Genomic DNA, 20301 nt, shown 5'->3' on the forward strand with positions numbered 1-20301 from the left:
CGGACTCCTTAAGACTGAACGTGACGGGTGCGCAGGTCGGTGGCAATGCGCGCCATCATAGGATTATTGAGCTTGCAGGCGCGGATCGAGAAGGCCAGCAGCAGATGGAAAAGAGCGGGCAGCAGGGTTTCCATTGAGGAGATCCCGGACAGCGACAGGGCGGTTTGGTTGCCAGCACCTGGCTGATAGGCCACGTAGATAAAGATCAGGCTGATAATTCCGGCGCTGGAGGCCCACGCCAGCTTGATAAAGAACAGGTTGAAGGCAAAGTTCATCCCGGAAGAACGCACGCCGGTTTTCCATTCGCCGTAGTCGTCAGAGAAGGCCATCAGCGAGAAGTGCAGCGGCAGGGTGAAGCCGAGAATAATGCCGTTGCCGAGGATGATCCCCAGCCACAGGGTCTGGTACGCCGGGCCGGTCGGTAAAAACCACATCGCGACGGCCAGTGCGGCCAGCACCAGGTTGGTGTGGTAGTAGAGCCTGACGGTATCGAAGCGGCGCGACAGCAGGTTGATAATGACGGAGCCGAAAATCGATGCGAAGGTCACCATGGTGAAAAACAGTGAGGTGTAGCCGGTGGACCCTTCAAGGACGTAGGTGATGAAGTACATGTAGCCGCCGCCGCGGATATTAAAGACGTTGATCAGCAGGAACGACATCACCAGCATCAGCAGCAGCTGGTCATTTTTACGCAGACCGGCGATGTGCTCACGCAGGGTAAATTTACCCATCATGTCCAGCGAGACGCGTTCGCGAACCCAGAAGAAGCAGCACAGGAACATCACCACCGCAATAGCGCAAAGTACGCCGACGCCATACTGATAGCCCTGAGCCGTGTTGCCCTGACCGAGCGCGGTGACCAGCCACGGCAGCCCAACGGAGACCAGGAATCCCGCTACGCCGCACAGGACAAAACGCCAGGCCTGGCACGAGATAACCTCGCTGTGACGCGTGGTCATGGTGTTGATCAGCGCGCAGTACGGCACGTTAATCGCGGTGTAGCTCACCGAGAGCAGCAGATAGGTGCCGAATGCCCAGGCGATTTTTACCCCCATGCTGGCATCGGGTACGGTAAACGTCAGGACGCCTATAATCCCGATAGGCACGGCGATCCACAGCTGCCAGGGGCGAAAGCGCCCCCAGCGGCTTTGGGTGCGGTCGGCCAGAGCGCCCATGATCGGATCTGAAATGGCGTCGAAAACGCGCAGGGCCAGAAACAGGGTCCCGACCAGCGCGGGCGTCAGCCCAAAGACGTCGGTATAGAAAAAGGTTAAAAAGTTCATGATCAGGCAGGTAATGACCGTTCCGCCCGCATCCCCCAGCCCGTAGCCTATTTTTTCACGGAGGGATAATTTGTCGTCCTGGGCACGCTGTGCCAAATCGCTTGTCGTAATCGGAGCCGAAGTCATAAATAACTCCCGGAGAGAGTGTTCGGAAAAATATCCCGCTGAGTCGCGGGCTTTTATTTTGTAATTTGCAAAGTACGTTATTTATTCTGCACTAAATATGAGGACCAACAAGGGAAGGAAAAAGTATAAAAAGATGACGATTCCGACTTGATTATAAAAGTGTGATTTCGATCCGGCATTGCACCTGCTTATCGTTAATAATCAAGTAAAAGTAGCGATTTTTATGATACTAAGAGCGGGAAATTGAATATCTATGCTTGAATTATCCATGTCTCTTCCGATTAAAGTGCAAAACGGCGGACTGTTTATTTCCCGCGGTATTGGTAGCCATCCGGCGCGGCAGCTTAACTCATGGGAAATAATATTCGTTGAAAAAGGGACATTAACGATTCGCGAAGGGAGCAGGGTTTTTAATGTTAATGCCGGAGAAAGTTTGCTGCTTTGGCCGCAGCGTTTACATGTCGGCGTGGGGCAATTTCCGGAGGATTTAAAGTTTTATTGGCTGCATTTTGAAGTCGCTTCCGGTAGCCGCGTTTCGCTGCCCGAGCCGCTGCTTTCTGTCCCCCAGCACGTTAGGGTGAGCGAGCCGCAGGATATTATTTCGCTGTTCCGGCAGTTCTTACGTGAACAGGAAAATATTCATCGTAGCGTGGCGCTGGAACTTATTCTGCTGCTGATTTTGCAGCAAATTTCGGCGGCGGTAAGCGAGCAGCCGGCCGATAGCCCCGGCAACGCGCTGGCGTGGAAAGCGCAGCAAATTATTCATACCCGGTTTCATCTACCGATTTCCGCCTCCACGCTGGCGAAAGAGCTGCACTGCAATGCCGACTATCTGGGGCGCGTTTATCGTCATGCGTTTCGGCTGACGTTAACCGAAGCGCTGCATCGCCAGCGGGTGCGGGTGGCGGAAAAGCTGCTTATCAGCGATTCGCTATCGTTGACTGAAGTGGCGATGAAATGCGGGTTTAACGACGTGGGCTACTTTCGCAAAATTTTCCGCAAGCACACCAGCCTGACGCCGGCCGCGTGGAAGCGGCGGTATTGTAAGGAGCATATTAATTCGGGATGAGGCTTTGGCATTGCGCGGTCTGATGCCCTGGCCCCTGACGCTCTTCCACAGGAAAATCGTCAGGGGGGGAGCTGAAGGCTCACTCACTGCCCGTAATAGGCATTCGCTCCGTGCTTACGCAGATAGTGTTTATCCAACAATTCAGCCTGCATATCAGGCAGTTGGGGAGCCAACTGGCGCGAGAACAGGCCTATATAGGCGCACTCTTCCAGCACTACCGCATTGTGCACCGCGTCATGGGCGTTTTTACCCCAGGCAAACGGGCCGTGGGAGTGTACCAGCACCGCCGGAACCTGCATCGGATTCAGGGCGCGCTCCTCAAACGTTTTGATGATCACTTCGCCGGTTTCGTACTCGTACTCGCCGCCGATCTCTTCAGAGGTCATCAGGCGAGTGCACGGAATCGTCCCGTAGAAATAGTCCGCGTGGGTGGTGCCCCAGGCAGGTAGGTCCAGTCCGGCCTGTGACCAGATGGTGGCGTGGCGGGAGTGAGTATGCACAATGCCGCCGATCTCCGGGAAGCGACGATATAGCGCCAGGTGCGTTGGCGTATCGGAAGAGGGTTTCTTGCTGCCGTCCACCACCTTGCCGCTGGCGATATCCACCACCACCATATCTTCGGCTTTCATCACGGCGTACTCCACGCCAGAAGGCTTAATCACCATCAGTTTGCCGGTTTCATCCACCGCGCTGACGTTACCCCAGGTGAAGGTGACGAGCCCGTGAGCGGGCAGCGCCAGGTTTGCCGCCAGCACTTCGGCTTTCAGTTGCTCTAACATACGAATCCTCCTTCTTCCATACGGGCTTCAATCCAGCGACGGGCCTGAATGATTTCCAGTACCGGCTCTTTGGCTTTTTCGGTCCACATCTCAATCAGAAATGCGCCGCGATAGTTCAGGTTCTGTAATGTGCTGAAGACGTTGACGAAATCGACGCATCCTTCACCAAACGGCACATCACGGAACTGGCCTGGGCTGGTGTCGGTGACCGGCTGTGTGTCTTTCAGATGAATAGCGGCGATGCGGTCGATGCCCAGAGCCAGCTCTGCCGGGACGTCATTACCCCAGGCGCTGAGGTTGCCCACGTCCGGGTAGACGGCGAACCACGGCGAGGCGAGCAGCTGGTCCCATTTTTTCCACTTGGTGATGGAGTTCATAAATGCGGTGTCCATGATCTCCACCGCCAGCATCACCTGCGCACCAGCGGCCTGTTCAACGGCCCACGCCAGCCCTTCGGCGAAGCGCTGCTGAGTGCCCGCGTCATGCTCTTCGTAATAGACATCGTAACCGGCGAGCTGGATGGTGCGGATACCCAAATCGCGCGCCAGCTTGATGGCTTTGGTCATGATATCCCTGGCACGTTCACGCACGGCTTCGTCACGGCTGCCGAACGGAAAACGGCGGTGTGCGGAAAGGCACATCGACGGAATCGACACATTCGTCTCCAGCATCGCTTCCACTAACGAGGCGCGCTGGGCGGTGGTCCATTCGAGTCGCGACAGGCGCTCGTCGGTTTCGTCGACGGACATTTCCACGAAGTCGAATCCGCAGCTTTTAGCCAGAACCAGACGCTCCGGCCAGGATAGGTCTTTCGATAACGCTTTTTCATAAATCCCTAATGGATGGTTACGCATAATTACGCTCTCCAGATGTCGCGAATGCGGGCGTGGAACTCTTCAGCCACCTGCTGCGGATCGGCGGCGCTGGAAAGGGCGCGTCCGGCAATAAAGGCCTTCACGTTAATCTCTTTGAACAGCGGCAGGTCGGCAGGGGTGATGCCCCCCGTGACGGAGAGCTGCAGGCCGATATCCGACAGTGCTTTCATGCGCGCCAGATCCACTTCGCCCCACTGCTGGCCGTTCGCTTGGGCGTCGCGCCCACGGTGATAAATCGCCTGACGCACGCCGGCGCTGTACCAGTCGCGGGCATCGTCGAAGGTCCAGTAACCAAACAGCTCGATTTGGATTTCACCTCCGCGCGCGTCAGCAACGGCGTGACCTTTCTCGATGGTGGCCAGCGGTGCGGCACAGATGATGGTCATCCAGTTGGCACCTGCTTCCAGCGCTTGTTGGGCCAAAGTTTCCCCGGCGTCAGCGACTTTCCAGTCGGCGACGATCGTTTTTTCCGGGCATTGGGCGCGCAGGGCGCGAATGGCGCTTAGCCCCTCGCTCAGGCAGAGAATGGTGCCTGCCTCTACGATATCTACGTGCTCCTTTAATAACGCAACATCGCGCTGGGCGGCGGCAAGGTCGGTGTGATCGAGCGCCAGCTGCAGTAATGGTCGGCTCATAAAGAGTGCTCCTTAATACGGGCGTGAAAGCCCTGAAGTGCTTCAATTAAAATCTGATAACGGTGGTATTTGCGCTGGTAGGCCGCATGGGCGTTCATGTCTGGCATCAGGGTGAGCATTTCGTAGCTGAGGGTCCGCTGGGCGTCGGCGAAGTTTGCGTAAACGCCGGTGCCGACGAGGGCTGCAATGGCGGCACCAAAGCAGCCGGTCTCTTCCACCTGCGGCAGCTCAACGGGCAGGCCGCTAACATCCGCCAGCATCTGCATCCACACCGGGGAGTGCGCCGGCCCGCCGGTGACGCGCAGGGAGCGTACTTCTGTAAAGCGTTCGCGCATGCGGTTGAGGTGCGTCATGTGGCTAAACACCACCCCTTCATAGACCGCCTGTAACAGGTGCGCACGGGTGTGCAGCGCCTGTATGCCATAAAAGCCGCTGGTCATATCAAGCCCGGCGTTACTGCCGTACAGGAAGGGCAGGAAGAAGACATCGCTGGTGGCTTTTGGCAGACTGGCGACGAGCTTGTTGATTTCATCAAAGCTGATGTCGCCAAATTGTGCAGTCAGCCATTCGAGATTGCCGGAGGATGTGGGACTGGCTTCGTGGACGATGTACTGACCCTCGTTGACGTAGCGTCCGTAGACGAAGGGGTACGCTTCTTTATCGCGCAGCCCTTCAGCGATGCCGCTGGTGACCGCCCAGGTTCCCATGACGGCGTTCAGCGTGTACTCGTCATCCAGCCCAGCGCAGAGCGCAGTAGAAACCACATCAAACAGACCGCCCACGACGGGCGTTCCCACCGCGAGACCGGTCATGGCGGCTGCCTGAGAGGTGATTTCACCGCTGATTTGGGATGAACCGACAATGGGCGGCAGCGCGGCGTCGATTTCGCTGATGCCAAGCCATTGCGTCAGGCAGGGATCGTACCGCCCGGAGGTCATATGGTAGAGGTTGGATTCAGAGATGTTGCTCTCTTCGCATCCCTTCACGCCGGTGAGGCACCAGCGCAGATAATCGTGGCCCATCATCACGCAGCCAATTTGTGCGTAACGCTGCGGCTCGTACTCTTTTACCCAGCGCAGCAGTGAAGCCGGGTGCCCGGTCCATAAGGTCTGGCGCGTTAACGGATAGAGCTTTTGTGGAATGCCGTCCTGCTGCCAGCGTTTGACGATCTCCATCGCGCGGCGATCGGAAGAGAGGATCGCGGTGCCCAGCGGCTGGTCATTTTTATCCAGTAAAAACAGTCCTTTGCCCTGAGCGGAAATACCGATGCCCTTGATTTGTTTACCGCGAATACCGGTGCGCTTCAGCAGACGTGAAATGGTTGCCGCGCAGCGCTGCCACAATGCCGCCATGTCGCGCTCCGCCCAACCGGGCTGCGGGCTGAGGGTGTGAACGGACTGGCGCTCAATATCGAATTCTTTACCCTGGCTGTTGTACAGGCCTGCTTTCAGATAAGTACCGCCACAATCGATACCCAGCCAGAAGGTCTCTTTTTCACTCATCTTTTTTTCCTGGTTTGCACCCTCTCCCGGCGGGAGAGGGTTGGGGGGAAGGCGTCATATCGCGCGTTTCGGTGCGTTTACCGCACCGACAGACGAACTGTTGGCGTCGCACCTGGACGGCAGCAGCAGCGCCATCAGCGCGGCAATCGCCAGTGAAATCGCCAGGCAGTAAACGCCCGCATCTTTGCTGTAAAGAGTGATCAGCACGCCCACGGCATACGGGCCGCAGAAGCCGCCGAGGTTGCCCAGAGCGTTGATCACACCGCGTGCGCCGCCGGCCATTTCGGCGCTGAACAGACGGGCAGGAATGGTCCAGAACACCCCGGCCGCGGACTGCAGGAAGAAGCCACAGCCGACCAGCGCGGAGTACGACAGCCAGACGCTCTCTTTCAGCACAACGGAAAGGAACATGCAGGTGGCGAAACCAATCAGCGGTAGGGAGACGAACAGCTTGCGTTTGCCGGTGCGGTCAGACAGGGAAGAGAACAGGAACATCCCGGCAATCGCCCCGACGTATGGCAGAATGGCGAGCATCCCGACCTGGCCCATACTGGTGTGGGTCAGCTCTTTCAGGATGGTCGGGAGCCACAGGGTGTAGCCGTAAATCCCGGTCTGGTAGAAGAAGTTCAGGGCAATCAGCTGCCACATCGTGCGGTCAGACAGCACGGCGCCCAGCGAGGCATTCACCGTGGTTTTACCGGCAATGGCGTGCTGTTCAGCGGCCAGGGTTTCCACCAGGTACTTTTTCTCTGCATCGGAAATCCAGCGGGCCTCCTGCGGGCGGTCATAAACGGTCAGCGCCCATATCACCAGCACAACGAGGGAGAGCAGGCCTTCGATGATGAACAGCCAGCGCCAGTCGAGGGCAGTGATGATCCAACCAGAGAGTGGGGCGGTGATGATTCCGGCGATCGGCACGAACATGATGACGATGGCGTTAGCGCGACCGCGCTCGGCATCCGGGAACCAGTTACTGATCATGGTGAGTACCACAGGCAGCATGCCGCCTTCCGCCACGCCCAGCAGGAAGCGCAGTGCCAGCAGCTGGTAGTGGTTGGTAACAAGCCCGGTGAACACGGAAATCACCGCCCAGGCAACCAGCGACCAGCCGATAAACTTCTTGCCGCTGCCGTGGACCGCGATTTTTCCGCCCGGCACCTGTAAAAACAGATAGCCGATAAAGAAAATCCCGCCCGCAAGCCCCGCCATGGTGGCAGAAATACCGAGTTCAGCATCCATCCCGCCGGGCATGGCGAAAGCAATGTTGACCCGGTCCATATAGGAAATAATACACGCGATAAGAATAGGGGGAATAATTCTTAACCAGCGTTGGCGCGGAATATCCGCGGTTGTAGCGTAAGAGGAAGTGTTCATATTAATCTCGTGTTTAAAGTAACTGACGTTGCGATTAAATTGACGCTTTATATTTATTGTTGGGCTATGTTTAACGCGTTAATGCCATCGCGTAATATGGCTGTGCGATGATTCGCATCAGCATTCTCATCAATTTCCAGTAACTTAATACCGGCAAACTGTAATTTTGCTGAATCAGCCACATTAAATAGTTCTTGTGCGTGCGCCGCCGTTAACAGGCTGTGCGGGCAGAACGGGGCGAACGGGGTGTGCAGGTCAGTCCATTCGCCGTACGGCCCTTGGGTTGCGGTGCCAGAGAACATCAGCGCCCCCAGTTTGCCTGCGGCATGTACCGCCTGAGCGTGCATCAGCGGCAGGGCGGTATTACGCCCTTCAATCGCCGAACGCGCCCAGTTGATACAGATATCGATGTTGTAACCTGCCAGGACCTCCAGCACGTTTTCCAGCGGCAGAAAGCCTTTGCGCGGTGCCGGTTGGTTCATGGCATCACAATGTTCCAGTACGAGTGAGCATGACCAGTCCCAGGCCGCTATCTCTTTGATTGAGCGCGCGAAAGCATCGGTTGCCTGCCCGACGTTCGCATTGCCTGCAAGCGGCGCTGCCTGCAGCTCCAGGGAGATAACCTTGCCGGCAAAACGTTTGTTTAGCGCATTGATTTTGTTGCGTAAATGACGATGAAATTCGACGCATGCCAGGCGCTGTTCTTCATCGCTGGAGGCCAGGCCGAAAGCCGTGTTGCCGCCGCCACGGCGCCGCATTGTTTCCGGGATGGCAGTCACCACCATCTTCCACTCCTGCGGCGTATGCTGGATCAACCACTCATCGCCATAGGGATGAAAGTTCTCATGGCATGGCTGCTCGAGCCCACGGATGTGGGGCGTGTCCGCGAGTAAGCGCCAGAATTCCGTCTCTTCTTGTTCGCTCTTTTGGTGAAATGAGGGCGCGCAAGGGTATGCGCCGATGATATAACCGGCGTCATTTCTTTCCATTTTTCACTCCTTTTATTTATCGCCGTGCGACAAATAAATTACGGATTAATCTAAAGCGGAAATAGCAACTTTAACCACTATTTTCCTGATTGCCGTTGCCTGGTGTTTATTACAGGCTGGTCGGTGAACATCCTGCGGGAAAAATATGGCGTAGTTCCCCGGCCTCATTTCTATTAACGATTCATTTTCGCTGTGGTGATAGAAAATAATATCCCGCTGCTCAAGTAATTCTTCACTGACGACATTATTGCCGGTATCGATAGCGACACCGATCTGCTCTTCACCGGAATATAAAAACTGGATATCCAGGTAGCGGCGGTGCACTTCCGGGCGCAGCTCATCGTGCGGGCGGGTGGTCAGGTCGAGGATCTGCGCGAAGATCGTGCGCCCCTCGATTTCGACCACCCCGGTCTCCAGCTTGCCGAAGTCTGTGGTGCGCAAAAATTCCAGTGCCTTTTCAATCGCCGCCGGATACCGGCAGGCGTTGGGTTGAGAAATATGTCCATAAATCATGATGATATTCCTTACAGCGCTTTGATTTTTGCCCACACGCTGTCATCAACGGTGATGCCGTTGCGGCGGTTCTCTTCCAGCAGACGGGAAAACTCATGACCGGGCAGACGGACCGGCACGTTTTCGTCGGCACGTTCGGCGCTGGTGATGTAATCCATGATGCGTTGCAGCTTGGCGTCGCGGGTGGCGCCGTCGATCAGCTTGTCCACTTCGATAGCAATAAAGACTTGTGAAATGTTGAATTCGTCACTGTTGTCTTCAGTTACTGCAGCAACAGAAGCGCCATCGGAGAGCAGGGTGGCGATCATGTCCAGCACAATGGAGAGGCCCGAACCTTTCCAGTAGCCCATCGGCAGAATACGGCGGTTTTTCTCGATGGGTGCCGGGTCTTTGGTCAGGTTGCCTTCGTCATCAAAGCCGCCGTCAACCGGCAGCTGGCGGCCCGCCAGACGGTTCACTTCCAGCATGCCGTAGGAGAACATCGACATCGACATATCCACCATGGTGATCGGCGTCGACGGAATGGCGACGATCAGTGGGTTAGTCCCGATGCGGCACTCTTTGGCACCCCACGGCGGCATCACGGCAATGGAGTTGGTCCAGCAGATACCGATGTAGCCTTTTTCCGCCGCCTGCCAGCCGTAGCTGCCACCGCGCATCCAGTGGTTGGCGTTTCGCACAGCAACCAGGCCAATACCATGGTCAGATGCCAGTTCAATGGCCCGGTCCATCATTTTTTTCGCCGTCAGGTTACCGATTGAACGCTGGGCATCCCACTGCTCAATCGCCCCCAGCGAAGTGGTGCGTTTTGGCTGGGCCTCCGGGATGATATCGCCGTTTTCCAGCTGCTGAATAAAGCGTGGGAAGCGGTTTACGCCGTGTGAATAGACCCCTGACTCGGTGGTGCGAGCGAACATTTCTGCACAGGCATCGGCGGTTTCAGCCGCCACGCCGCGTGCCAGCAGGACACGGGTAAACTCATTTTTAAGGTCAGAAAAACTCAGTAACATACGTTTTCTCCATTACAGCTTTTTGTTTCACATAGTGGAATCTGATTCCACCAAATAGTGTCAGGTTGCAAAAACACGCCGGCAGGGCCGGTGCGTTTCGGTATTACTCCTGTTTATCCCTGAAGGCGGGATGGGGTGAGGGTCACCTGGTACAGCGATGTCGTCGCCGTAATAAAAAGCGTATTCCCGTCGGGGCCACCAAAGGTGCAGTTAGAGACGCGCTCGGGGACCGCAATAGTGTCCAGTAATTCGCCTGCGGCGGAGAAAATCAAAATCCCCGTCTCGCAGCTGCAGTAAATATTCCCGTCCTGGTCGACGCAGAATCCGTCCGGAATACCTGGTTTGACCTGGGTTACGACGTGGGAAAATAACGCGTTATCGCCTTCAAGACGGTAAGCACGAATTTCCCGGCGACCCTGGCTTGGAAAATCAATAACCGACATATCTGCCACGTAGAGCCATTTATCATCCGGCGAAAAGGCCAGTCCGTTAGGGCGCTGGGTATCGCTGATGGCAATCGCGACCTGGTGACGCGCTTCATCAAAGCGGTAGACGTAGCAGCCAATGACCTGACTTGCGGCGCGATAGCCCTCTTCGTCACCGACGATGCCGTAGGGTGGATCGGTAAACCAAATCGACCCGTCCTGGCGCACCGCGATATCGTTGGGCGAGTTAAAACGCAGCCCGTCGACTTTATCCACCAGCAGGGTGTGATTGCCTGCGGCGTCGGTACGGCTGATCCCGCGCCGACCGTGCTCGCAGGTCAACAAACGCCCGTGCTTATCCAGCGCGTTGCCGTTGGCAAAGTGGGATTCGGCACGAAATACGCTGACGCCATTTTGCCCATCCCAACGGAACATTCTGTTGCCTTTCACATCGCTGAAAATCAGGCACTGCTGGTCTGCCAGCCACACCGGGCCTTCCGCCCAGATCGCCGGTGAGCACAGGCGTTCAACACTTTCCGTGACGGCTAACATCTCACTTCACGCCCCAGATGGCTTTGTAGCGATCGCGATAATGGTTGTCCGGGTCGAATTCGTTGTTCTGGCCGCCATCGGCGGCGATGTTCTCTTTGGTCACCAGATGCGCCGGGGTGACATAACCAGACGGCTCTTTACCCGCGAAGGCGCGGTTAAATTCATCCAGCAGCTGCCAGCCGTGCAGTTTCAGCGGTTCTGGTACAGTTGCGATCTGCGCTTTGCCTTCACGTACGCGCTGGTAGGCGGTGACGGAACCATCGCCAGCGGAGATGTTGTGCGGTGGTTTATCTCCGCTGCCTTTGCCCGCGGTTTGCAGGGCTGGGGCCATAAAGTCGAAGTACAGGTCGTTAATCGCCAGCGAGTATTCGAATTTGTCGCCATATTTTTGGATCAGGCTGTAGGTCATGCCCGGCATGCGGTTGGAGGTATCGGCGAGCGGGGTATCGATAAACTCCACCACCTGGCAACCGCTGCACTGCTCAATCACCTTTTTCATCGCGTTGGCCTTATCCAGCGCGATTTGGTACAGCGAGTCGGTGAAAATCAGCACCCTGGCGGTGCCGTTGGATTTCGCCACCGCATACAGCGCCGCCATGCGCGAGACTTCGTTCGAGTCGGAGGTCACGTTGTAGAAAATGTTGTAAGCCGGAACCGGGCCAGGCGCGGGAACCGCGTGCCATGCGGTCAGCACGATGCCCTCTTTTACGGCTTTTTTCAGCGGGATTTTGGCGACGTTCGGGTTCCAGCCGCCAATGACGATACCGTCCGGTTTACGGGCGATCGCCTGGTTTAACGCCGCCAGTTGATCTTTCACCGAACCTGCTCCATCCAGCACATCCAGCTGCCAGCCTACGGTTTTTGCCGCTTCCTCCAGACCCTCTTTAACGCCCAGTACGCCGCCGTTTTTCATGTCCGAGGCGATGAAAATGATCTTCTTATTCGGCTGCAGCGCCGGGCCCTGGGTTGGGCCGTCCCATGTGGTGACTGGCGCGGTTGCTTTGGAAATCGCCGTTTTCGCTTGCTGAACAAAGGCATCGTCGGCGAGGCTGAAACCACTTGCCATCATCAACCCGGCAGCCAGACAGCATTGAACTATTTTGTTATTCATTTTCAGTTCCTTACGCGAGAGTCATTGGGTAAAAGAGGAGCCCGATGCTGGCGATTGTGCCCGCTGCACCAGTTTTTTATTTAATGCCCGACGGCGTTGGGCGTAGCCCGCCAGGGTAATCGACAGCAGCAGCGTTGCGCCGTTAAACAGCGGTTCGACCCAAAACGCGCCGCCGAACTGCTGGATACCCGCAATCCCAATCGCCAGTACCGCAATACCGACCACCGTGCCCCAGACGTTCACCCGGCCGGGACGAATGGTGGTGCTGCCAAGGAAGGCACCCACCAGAGCCGGGAGCAGATAATCCATCCCGACGCTGGCCTGGCCCACGCCCTGCTCGGCGGCGATGATTACCCCGGTAAAGCCGGTTAAGGTGCTGGACGTAATAAATGCCCCGATAATGTAACGATTAACGGAAATGCCGTTGAGCGCTGCGGCGACGGGGTTACCGCCCACCGCATACATGCAGCGGCCGATCGGGGTATGTTCGGTGATAATCCACAGCACCACGGCGGCAATAAGGACGTAGAAGGCCACCACCGGAATGCCGAACAGGTCGGAGTGATGCAGGGCGATAAAGGCGTCCGGTAAGTCACCGACGATCTGCCGACCGCCAGAGTGCCAGAGCGCGACGGCGTACAGCACCGTACCGGAACCCAGGGTCGCAACAAAGCTGTCGATATCCGCCAGCGCCACCAGAATCCCGTTCAGCAAGCCGTAGAGCGCAGAGAGCACCAGCACGATCGCCACAGCGACGGGCCAGGAGAAACCGTATTCAACCTGCAACGTAATGGCGAGGATGTGCCAGAGCACGATGCCGAAGCCGACGTTCAGGTCAATCTTGCCGACAATCATCGGGATGGTGGCCGCCAGTGCCAGCAGGGCGATTTTCGATTTGCTGTCGAGAATTGCCTGCAGCGTCAACAGGGAAGCAAACGAAGGCGTTGTCAGTGAAAAAACGATAACCAGCAGCACGCAGATCGCGGGTAAACCGTAACGAGTGGTCAATTGTCCAAGCCAGGTGGCCGCACCGTGTTCATGAAGTGATACGCGTGATTCCAGGGCCGTCGATTTCATTGATGTTTTAGCCATAACGCACTCCGACTTAATGTATGGTGCCGCTGCCCGATGCCAGCTCAAGCAATCTGGCAAAGGTGACATCCTGGTTGAGAAGTTCGCCGACGATCTGCCCGCGGTTAAACACCAGCGCCCGGTTACAGATGTGCGCCACCTCTTCCAGGTCGTTGGAGATGACCAGAATGGCAACGCCGTTTTGCAGCGCCTGATTGAGTAAATCGTAAATTTCTGCGCGTGCGCCCACGTCAACGCCCGCAGAAGGGTCTTCCAGAATGAGCAGAGGAGCGTTGAGCGAGAGCCAGCGTGCCATGACCACTTTTTGCTGATTGCCGCCCGACAGTGCACTGATTTCAATATTTATCTGCGCAGGACGCACGTCGAACTGGCGGATTTTCTCCCAGCTCAGCGGCGCTTCGCTTTTTTCGTTATAGCGGGAAAGCAGCGCATGACCGTGTTTACACGGGTTCATAAACAGGTTTTCACGCACCATCATGCCTGGAATCAGACTTTCATGAAGACGGTCGCCTGCGACAAAAGAGACGCCTGCGGACATCGCCTCCCCTGGTGTTGTCGCCGTGAACGGCGCACCATTTAAAGTGATTTGTCCACTTTCCTGCGGCCTGCAGGCAAACAGTAAACGTCCAATCTCTTCCTGACCGGCGCCACGCAGACCGGCGAGCGCCACCATCTCACCGGCACGCAGCTCGAAGGAGACCGGCCCGGTATCGCCCACTTTGACGTTGTCCATTTTCAACAGCACCGGCGCGCTGGCATCGGGTAAGGCCTGACGCTGATCGTCGCGGAGGTTTTCGCCCACAATCAGTTCGACCAGACCACGCAGGCTATAGCGACCGATATCGCCACCCCCCGCGTAGCAGCCGTCGCGCATGGCGCAAACGGTATCAGCCATCTCCACCACCTCATCCAGGCGGTGGGTGATGTAAATCATGCCGACCTGCTTCTCGCGCAGGATGTTCATCACGCGGAACAGGTGGCGGACATCGTCAGCAGGCAGTGAAGCAGTCGGTTCATCGAGCACCAGCACCGAGGCGTCAACGGCCACCGCACGGGCAATCGCCAGCAGGGATTTTTCGGTGCGGGAAAGGTCAAACACGCGGTCATCCGGGTCGAGCTGAATGCCGATATCTTCCAGCGCTTTTTGCGCCTGGCGTTTGGTGGCCGCCCAGTCAATCAGGCCGAAGCGACGGGGGAAACCCATCACCAGCGCCATGTTTTCGGCGACGGTCATCCACTCTACCAGGCCTAAATCCTGATGAATAAAGGCGATGGGCTGTTCGTTGCCCTGACGTAACGCGGCGGCGGAATCCACCGGCTGCCCGCGAAACAGGATCTCTCCGCCATCACGGGAATAGACACCCGCCAGCACCTTAATCAGCGTCGATTTACCGGCACCGTTTTCTCCCAGCAGCGCTACAACCTGGCCCGGATAAATATCCAGACTGACGTTATTGACCGCCACGTTTCCACCAAAGCGCTTGATAATGTGGCGCATGGATAACAACGGAGACAACACTGCTGCTTCTGCCATTTAAGGTGACCTCCCGATGTGTGGGAAAGAACGTTTTACATGCTATAAATTTCACTATGCGAAATCTGATTTCAAATATATCGATCATGATTTGACAAAGCAATCGGTGAGGTTGTTTTTGAAATTCAATAAAATCAGATAATTACAAAATTTCTGTTCAGATCGTGAAGTGAAACACACTTTGCGCTACCATCAGAGCGGGTCGAAAAGGGGAGCTGACGCGATGGACACAAAAGAGAGAGAAATGACGCAAGATAAAGAAAGGCCTGCGGGAAGCCAGAGCCTGTTCCGCGGGTTGATGCTGATTGAAATCCTCAGTAACTATCCGAACGGTTGCCCGCTGGCGCACCTTTCGGAGCTGGCGGGCTTGAACAAAAGCACCGTCCATCGCCTGCTGCAGGGGCTCCAGTCCTGCGGCTATGTGACGCCCGCACCCGCGGCCGGTAGCTATCGGCTGACCACCAAGTTCATTGCGGTAGGGCAAAAAGCGCTCTCCTCGCTGAATATCATCCACGTTGCTGCGCCGCACCTCGAGACGCTGAACCTGGTCACCGGCGAGACGGTGAACTTCTCCAGCCGGGAAGATGATCACGCCATTCTGATTTATAAGCTGGAACCCACCACCGGGATGCTGCGCACGCGCGCCTATATCGGCCAGCATATGCCGCTGTACTGCTCGGCAATGGGTAAGATTTACATGGCGTTTGGTCAGCAGGAATATGTGAAAGAGTACTGGGAGACGCATCAGGAGCAGATTCAGCCGCTGACGCGCAACACCATTACGGGGCTACCTGCGATGTACGACGAGCTGGCGCAAATTCGTGAAAGCGCGATGGCGATGGACCGAGAAGAGAACGAGCTTGGCGTTTCCTGTATTGCGGTACCGGTATTTGATATTCATCACCGTGTGCCTTATGCCATCTCCATCTCACTCTCGACGTCACGTCTGAAACAGATTGGTGAGAAAAACCTGCTCAAGCCGCTGCGCGACACGGCGCAGGCGATCTCTAACGAGCTGGGATTTACCTTGCGCGTGTAGGAAAAAAGCCAGATGCCGTTAGGAAAATGACAGATCTGGCAACAATCCCCGCCGGGATCAAAGCGAAGGCGGCTCATTTTCTGGCATTCTGACGGCAATCAACGTCATGCGGAGTGGAAAATGAACCGTTTTATCACTGCGGATTCGGCCAAATGCATCGGCTGTCGTACCTGCGAAGTGGCCTGCGTGGTGTCACACCAGGCAAATCAGGATTGCGCCGCTCTTTCTCCAAAAGCCTTCAGCGCGCGCATTCGGGTGGTGAAGAGCGGGTCTTTTACCACCGCCGTGACCTGCCATCATTGCGAAGATGCGCCCTGCGCCAACGTCTGCCCGGTGGGGGCGATGAGTCGGGTCAGCGGTGCGGTGTACGTTGAACAATCCCTTTGTATTGGCTGCAAAAGCTGCATGGTAGCCTGTCCGTACGGCGCGATGACCGTCATGATGACCGACGATGGCGTGCAGGCGCTGAAGTGCGATTTGTGCAGCCATAGCGATGACGGCCCGGCCTGCGTGGCGGCCTGTCCGACCCAGGCACTGCGCTGCATGACGGCGGAGGAACTGGAAAGATTAAGCGCCGGGCGCCGTCGGCTGACGGCGCTGGCGATGTAGCAGGGCGACAGCGCGTGCGATTACGCGCCCTGTTCGCCCCACGCGCGTTCAACTTCTTCGGCGAGAATTTTCACACCGGCTTCAATTTTCTGCGGGTCCGGCACGTAGTTCATCCGCATGCACTGATGGGTGTGCGGCCAGGGCTTATCGAGGCCTGGGAAGAAGTAGTCGCCCGGCACCATCAGCACGCCGCGCTTTTTCAGGCGCTGGTAGAGCAGCTCGGTGGAAATCGGCAGATCCTTAAACCACAGCCAGAGGAAAATGGCGCCTTCCGGCTTATGAATCAGGCAGCGCTCCGCCGGCAGATAGCGGCGAATAATGGCGATGGTTTCCTGAACCCGCTGGTAATAGAACGGCTTAATCACCGTCTCCGACAGGCGCAGCAGATCGTTGCGCTTAATCATTTCGCACATCATCGCCGGGCCCATGCCGCCCGGGGCAAGGCTGATAATGCCGTTCATATTACTGATGGCGGTAACGATCTTCTCGTTGGCGATGATAATCCCGCAGCGGCTGCCCGGCAGACCGAGCTTGGAGAGGCTCATGCACAGCACGATATTGGGGTTCCATAGCGGCCTGGCGTCGCTGAAAATAATCCCCGGGAAGGGAACGCCGTAGGCGTTATCAATGACCAGCGGCACGCCGTGCTGGTTGGCCAGCGCATCCAGCTTGATCAGCTCTTCGTCGGTAATCACGTTGCCGGTAGGGTTAGTCGGGCGGGAGACGCAAATCATGCCCGTTTCATCCGTCACCTGCAGATGCTCAAAATCCACGTGATATTTAAACTGTCCTTCCGGCAGCAGTTCGATATTCGGGCGGGTGGCGACGAACAGATCCTCTTCGAGACCCGAATCGGCGTAGCCGATATATTCCGGCGTCAGCGGGAACAGCACCTTACGGATGGTGCCATCAGCACGGCGTCCGGCAAAGAGATTAAATAAGTAGAAAAATGCACTCTGACTGCCGTTTGTCAGTGCAATATTCTGTGGTTCAATCTCCCAGCCGAGTTCATCACGCAGCATCTGCGCCAGCAGGCTTAGCAGTTCGCTTTTGCCCTGCGGACCGTCGTAATTACAAAGCGCATCAAGGGCTTTACCGTTCGCCAGCATGTCGGCAAGCAGGTCCTTGAAGTAGTCATTCATTTCCGGGATTTGCGCGGGATTACCGCCACCCAGCATGATTGCACCCGGCGTACGCAGGCCGTCATTAAGGTCTTCCATCAAACGGGTAATGCCCGAATGGCGGGTGAATTTGTCGCCGAAAAGTGAAAATGTCATCGCGAATAATCTGTCGGTATGTCTGGAAAGTGGGTAACCATAACGCCAGCGTTGGCGAGGTGCAAATCTGCGGAAACGGAGAGTGTTTTGTTATTGTGCTGAGTTATCTATTTTTTATAGCGATTTATTCTGTGGCGGCACCCTCGGTAACCGAGGGTGCCGCTTATCCGTGGGCTAGCGCTGGCCTGCCCAAACGACCATCACTTTATCATCGCCGTTTTCGCGCACAAAACCGTAGCCCTGCGGCAGGGAGAGGGTGGTTTGCTTGCCCATACCGATGGCCGGGTGGCGGGCGCGGAACTGGCCGAGCTTCTGCCAGTGCGTCACGCTAAGCGCGGCCTTGCCCTTGACGTCCTGCCAGTTCATATCCGAGCGCGTGCCCTGCAGCGGGTCTGAGCCGGTCGGGCCAAAGGGCCGCGAGGACTCATCGCCGTAGAATATTTGCACTGCGCCAGGGGCAAGCAGCAGCAGTTCGGCCGCCGAGCTGCCGCCTTCGCGGAACAGGCGCGTATCGTGCGATGAGAGGTAGCTCAGGACGTTAAACTGCTGCAGCTTGTCCGCCATTTGCTGCCAGGTCAGGTCCATATTGGCCAGGCAATCCGCCGCCTTCGCCGCCTGATCCTGATAATCGAAGTTAATCATCGCGTCAAAACCGTGGCGATAGTAATCGCTCTGCATAACGCCGTGGCCCCAGGCCTCGCCGGTCATCCAGAACGGCGCGTTATCCAGCGCCTTATCGGGGTTGGCCTTTTTCCACTCCGCCAGCGCGGCGGTCGCCTGGGTTTTCAACTGCTGCCAGGCGGCCTGCTCGACGTGCTTGGCGGTATCGACGCGGAAACCGTCAATACCGTAATCACGCACCCACTGGCTGAGCCAGTGGGTCAGGTAGTCGCGCGGCGTGAAGCCGGGGATCTCTTTAGCGGCGGTATCCGCTTTCAGATGGTAGAAGTTCGGCAGGCCGGAAGGGGTTGTCGATTCCGTTTTCAGGTCCGGCAGGAAGGCCAGGGACATAGTCAGATCGTCAAAGCCGGGGTTGTCGTAGTCACCGATATCGGTACGGATCCACTGTTTCCCCCACCATTTTTCCCAGCCGGCCTTATCACTAAAATTGATGTAATCGTTAAAGCTGTGCCAGCTCTGACCCGGGCCGGGCTTCCAGTCGGTCCAGCGTTCGCCGAACGTCTTTTTCAGCTCATCTCCCTGCAGATACAGGGAGCCAAATTTGAACTCCTGCATATCGGCGAGCGTCGCGTAGCCGGTGTGATTCATCACGACATCAAACAGGATGCGCATGCCGCGCTTATGGGCCTCATCGACGAGGCGACGGAGGTCGGCTTCGGTACCCATGTTGGCATCCAGCTTCGTCCAGTCCTGGGCGTAGTAGCCATGATAGGCGTAGTGCGGGAAGTCCCCCTTGGTTCCGCCGCCAACCCAGCCGTGAATCTGCTCCAGCGGGGAGCTTATCCACAGCGCGTTGACGCCCAGCTGCTGGAGATAGTCGAGCCGGCTGGTCAGGCCCTGCAGGTCGCCGCCGTGAAAGGTGCCGATCTCCTGCATGCCGTCTTTGTGCCGCCCGTAGCTGTTGTCGTTGGCGGGGTTGCCGTTAACGAAGCGGTCGGTGAGCACGAAATAGACCGTGGCGTTATGCCAGCTAAACGGCGCGGTGGCGTCGGTTTCCGCCCGTTCGAGCAGCAGCAGGCCGTTGCTGTTGGGGGCCGGCTGGAGGGTGACCTTCCCGCCGCTCACCGTCGCGATGTTGCCGCTGTAAAAATCACGCACCTTGCTGCCTTCGGCAAAAGTCTGGCCGACGGCGATCGTCAGCGGCTGGCCCTGCCATTTCGGGCACTGGCGCAGCTGGGGCGTCACCGCTGACGCCGTTTCGTTCTCTTTGAGGGAGATCATCAGCGTCGGCGTGCCGGAGCGGGTATCGACATCAAGGGTGTACAGGCCTTCGCGGAAAACTCGCCACTGCGCGGGTGCGCCGCGGCAGGGCTCCATGGAGAGCATTTGGTTGAGTTTTATGGTTCCGACCGGCTGCCAGCACTGTTGGTCAAAATTTATTTGCAGCGGACGTGTACCCTTCGCCACCTCATTTTGGCTAATAAATCTGCCGGTGCCTTCTTCGGTAAAGGTGGGAAAGTTAGCGGTGGTCCAGGCGGCGAAGGCCATCCCAGGCAACAGTAGCGACGCGAGAGCAGCGAGTTTCATGCCGAAGTCCTATGAGCGGTTTTTGTTCAGTTTGCCTGTCTGACCGCGAGATGAACTCATCCCACCTGCGCTTTTACGGGGAGGATGAAAAGGGGTGAGTGATTCAGTTCAAAAAACAGCCAAAAAATGAGACGGCGCTAGCATTTTCGCGACCTTTTCAGCGGACAGAAACCGATTTCAGGTGACAGCTTTTAGGAATTGGACTATTTCTGTTAGTGCTCTCACTGGGTATTTTTGATACTATTCGCGATTCAATTAACGTTTTTTCGCATAAAACAAGGTGTTGGAATGCATATATC

18 protein-coding genes are annotated in these 20301 nt (G+C 56.8%); 3 read left to right on the forward strand and 15 right to left on the reverse strand.

The window, feature by feature from the left end; all coding sequences use genetic code 11:
• Positions 1–8 precede the first annotated feature (8 nt).
• A complete protein-coding gene (locus GVK32_RS00570; protein ID WP_159864085.1) occupies positions 9–1409 on the reverse strand; it encodes an MFS transporter in 1401 nt (466 codons plus the stop codon).
• A 253-nt stretch (positions 1410–1662) separates the two neighbouring features.
• Between GVK32_RS00570 and GVK32_RS00575 the strand changes: the two genes are divergently transcribed.
• The gene (locus GVK32_RS00575; protein ID WP_159864088.1) at positions 1663–2478 is read left to right on the forward strand and encodes a helix-turn-helix domain-containing protein; all 816 of its coding nucleotides are present in this window, start codon (positions 1663–1665) and stop codon (positions 2476–2478) included.
• 83 nt (positions 2479–2561) lie between these two features.
• Here GVK32_RS00575 and araD read toward each other — a convergent pair whose 3' ends face one another.
• The 12 genes from araD to GVK32_RS00635 all read right to left on the reverse strand — a co-directional run bounded on the left by araD (position 2562) and on the right by GVK32_RS00635 (position 14869).
• Complete coding sequence (gene araD / locus GVK32_RS00580; RefSeq protein WP_159864090.1) at positions 2562–3257, reverse strand: L-ribulose-5-phosphate 4-epimerase; 696 nt, start codon at positions 3255–3257, stop codon at positions 2562–2564.
• Complete coding sequence (locus tag GVK32_RS00585; RefSeq protein WP_159864093.1) at positions 3251–4111, reverse strand: L-ribulose-5-phosphate 3-epimerase; 861 nt, start codon at positions 4109–4111, stop codon at positions 3251–3253. Before GVK32_RS00585 ends, araD begins: the two co-directional genes overlap by 7 nt.
• A gap of 2 nt (positions 4112–4113) precedes the next feature.
• Positions 4114–4767 (reverse strand): 3-keto-L-gulonate-6-phosphate decarboxylase UlaD, encoded by a 654-nt coding sequence (gene ulaD, locus GVK32_RS00590; RefSeq protein WP_159864096.1) that lies wholly within the window; start codon positions 4765–4767, stop codon positions 4114–4116.
• Complete coding sequence (locus tag GVK32_RS00595) at positions 4764–6269, reverse strand: FGGY-family carbohydrate kinase (RefSeq protein WP_159864099.1); 1506 nt, start codon at positions 6267–6269, stop codon at positions 4764–4766. Before GVK32_RS00595 ends, ulaD begins: the two co-directional genes overlap by 4 nt.
• A 54-nt stretch (positions 6270–6323) precedes the next feature.
• A complete protein-coding gene (locus GVK32_RS00600; RefSeq protein WP_159864102.1) occupies positions 6324–7643 on the reverse strand; it encodes an MFS transporter in 1320 nt (439 codons plus the stop codon).
• 53 nt (positions 7644–7696) lie between these two features.
• Entirely contained in the window at positions 7697–8632 is a 936-nt protein-coding gene (locus tag GVK32_RS00605) for a DUF4862 family protein (RefSeq protein ID WP_159864105.1), read from the reverse strand.
• Positions 8633–8677: 45 nt separating this feature from the next.
• A complete protein-coding gene (locus GVK32_RS00610; RefSeq protein WP_159864516.1) occupies positions 8678–9145 on the reverse strand; it encodes a YhcH/YjgK/YiaL family protein in 468 nt (155 codons plus the stop codon).
• 11 nt (positions 9146–9156) lie between these two features.
• Complete coding sequence (yiaK, locus tag GVK32_RS00615; RefSeq protein ID WP_123757152.1) at positions 9157–10155, reverse strand: 3-dehydro-L-gulonate 2-dehydrogenase; 999 nt, start codon at positions 10153–10155, stop codon at positions 9157–9159.
• Positions 10156–10268: 113 nt separating this feature from the next.
• On the reverse strand, positions 10269–11132 hold the full coding sequence (locus tag GVK32_RS00620; protein WP_159864108.1) for an SMP-30/gluconolactonase/LRE family protein: 864 nt from the start codon (positions 11130–11132) through the stop codon (positions 10269–10271).
• A 1-nt stretch (position 11133) separates the two neighbouring features.
• Positions 11134–12201, reverse strand: coding sequence for a substrate-binding domain-containing protein (locus GVK32_RS00625; RefSeq protein ID WP_227697800.1), 1068 nt, complete (start codon positions 12199–12201; stop codon positions 11134–11136).
• Positions 12202–12264: 63 nt separating this feature from the next.
• Positions 12265–13335: an ABC transporter permease gene (locus GVK32_RS00630; protein ID WP_159864114.1), complete on the reverse strand. Its 1071-nt coding sequence runs from the start codon at positions 13333–13335 to the stop codon at positions 12265–12267.
• A 13-nt stretch (positions 13336–13348) separates the two neighbouring features.
• Positions 13349–14869: a sugar ABC transporter ATP-binding protein gene (locus GVK32_RS00635; protein ID WP_159864117.1), complete on the reverse strand. Its 1521-nt coding sequence runs from the start codon at positions 14867–14869 to the stop codon at positions 13349–13351.
• A 223-nt stretch (positions 14870–15092) separates the two neighbouring features.
• Here GVK32_RS00635 and yiaJ point away from each other — a divergent pair, with 223 nt between their 5' ends.
• Complete coding sequence (gene yiaJ / locus GVK32_RS00640; RefSeq protein ID WP_159864120.1) at positions 15093–15908, forward strand: IclR family transcriptional regulator YiaJ; 816 nt, start codon at positions 15093–15095, stop codon at positions 15906–15908.
• A 120-nt stretch (positions 15909–16028) separates the two neighbouring features.
• The gene (locus GVK32_RS00645; RefSeq protein WP_159864123.1) at positions 16029–16517 is read left to right on the forward strand and encodes a 4Fe-4S dicluster domain-containing protein; all 489 of its coding nucleotides are present in this window, start codon (positions 16029–16031) and stop codon (positions 16515–16517) included.
• Between the two features lie 20 nt (positions 16518–16537).
• Here the strand turns inward: GVK32_RS00645 and avtA are convergent, their stop codons facing one another.
• Together avtA and GVK32_RS00655 are read right to left on the reverse strand one after the other, a co-directional pair.
• Positions 16538–17794: a valine--pyruvate transaminase gene (avtA, locus tag GVK32_RS00650; RefSeq protein ID WP_159864126.1), complete on the reverse strand. Its 1257-nt coding sequence runs from the start codon at positions 17792–17794 to the stop codon at positions 16538–16540.
• Positions 17795–17968: 174 nt separating this feature from the next.
• On the reverse strand, positions 17969–20002 hold the full coding sequence (locus GVK32_RS00655) for an alpha-amylase (protein ID WP_159864129.1): 2034 nt from the start codon (positions 20000–20002) through the stop codon (positions 17969–17971).
• Between the last annotated feature and the right edge of the window lie 299 nt (positions 20003–20301).

The organism is Klebsiella sp. 18074, from assembly GCF_902705905.1.
Lineage (GTDB): Bacteria > Pseudomonadota > Gammaproteobacteria > Enterobacterales > Enterobacteriaceae > Klebsiella > Klebsiella terrigena.

Coding starts and splice junctions, on each gene's coding strand:
- yiaK (WP_123757152.1), bottom strand. CDS start 10,155: ATGTTACTGAGTTTTTCTGACCTTAAAAATGAGTTTACCCGTGTCCTG.
- araD (WP_159864090.1), bottom strand. CDS start 3,257: ATGTTAGAGCAACTGAAAGCCGAAGTGCTGGCGGCAAACCTGGCGCTG.
- GVK32_RS00570 (WP_159864085.1), bottom strand. CDS start 1,409: ATGACTTCGGCTCCGATTACGACAAGCGATTTGGCACAGCGTGCCCAG.
- avtA (WP_159864126.1), bottom strand. CDS start 17,794: ATGACATTTTCACTTTTCGGCGACAAATTCACCCGCCATTCGGGCATT.
- GVK32_RS00575 (WP_159864088.1), top strand. CDS start 1,663: ATGCTTGAATTATCCATGTCTCTTCCGATTAAAGTGCAAAACGGCGGA.
- GVK32_RS00645 (WP_159864123.1), top strand. CDS start 16,029: ATGAACCGTTTTATCACTGCGGATTCGGCCAAATGCATCGGCTGTCGT.
- GVK32_RS00635 (WP_159864117.1), bottom strand. CDS start 14,869: ATGGCAGAAGCAGCAGTGTTGTCTCCGTTGTTATCCATGCGCCACATT.
- yiaJ (WP_159864120.1), top strand. CDS start 15,093: ATGGACACAAAAGAGAGAGAAATGACGCAAGATAAAGAAAGGCCTGCG.
- GVK32_RS00630 (WP_159864114.1), bottom strand. CDS start 13,335: ATGGCTAAAACATCAATGAAATCGACGGCCCTGGAATCACGCGTATCA.
- GVK32_RS00625 (WP_227697800.1), bottom strand. CDS start 12,201: ATGATGGCAAGTGGTTTCAGCCTCGCCGACGATGCCTTTGTTCAGCAA.
- GVK32_RS00595 (WP_159864099.1), bottom strand. CDS start 6,269: ATGAGTGAAAAAGAGACCTTCTGGCTGGGTATCGATTGTGGCGGTACT.
- GVK32_RS00585 (WP_159864093.1), bottom strand. CDS start 4,111: ATGCGTAACCATCCATTAGGGATTTATGAAAAAGCGTTATCGAAAGAC.
- ulaD (WP_159864096.1), bottom strand. CDS start 4,767: ATGAGCCGACCATTACTGCAGCTGGCGCTCGATCACACCGACCTTGCC.
- GVK32_RS00605 (WP_159864105.1), bottom strand. CDS start 8,632: ATGGAAAGAAATGACGCCGGTTATATCATCGGCGCATACCCTTGCGCG.
- GVK32_RS00655 (WP_159864129.1), bottom strand. CDS start 20,002: ATGAAACTCGCTGCTCTCGCGTCGCTACTGTTGCCTGGGATGGCCTTC.
- GVK32_RS00620 (WP_159864108.1), bottom strand. CDS start 11,132: ATGTTAGCCGTCACGGAAAGTGTTGAACGCCTGTGCTCACCGGCGATC.
- GVK32_RS00600 (WP_159864102.1), bottom strand. CDS start 7,643: ATGAACACTTCCTCTTACGCTACAACCGCGGATATTCCGCGCCAACGC.
- GVK32_RS00610 (WP_159864516.1), bottom strand. CDS start 9,145: ATGATTTATGGACATATTTCTCAACCCAACGCCTGCCGGTATCCGGCG.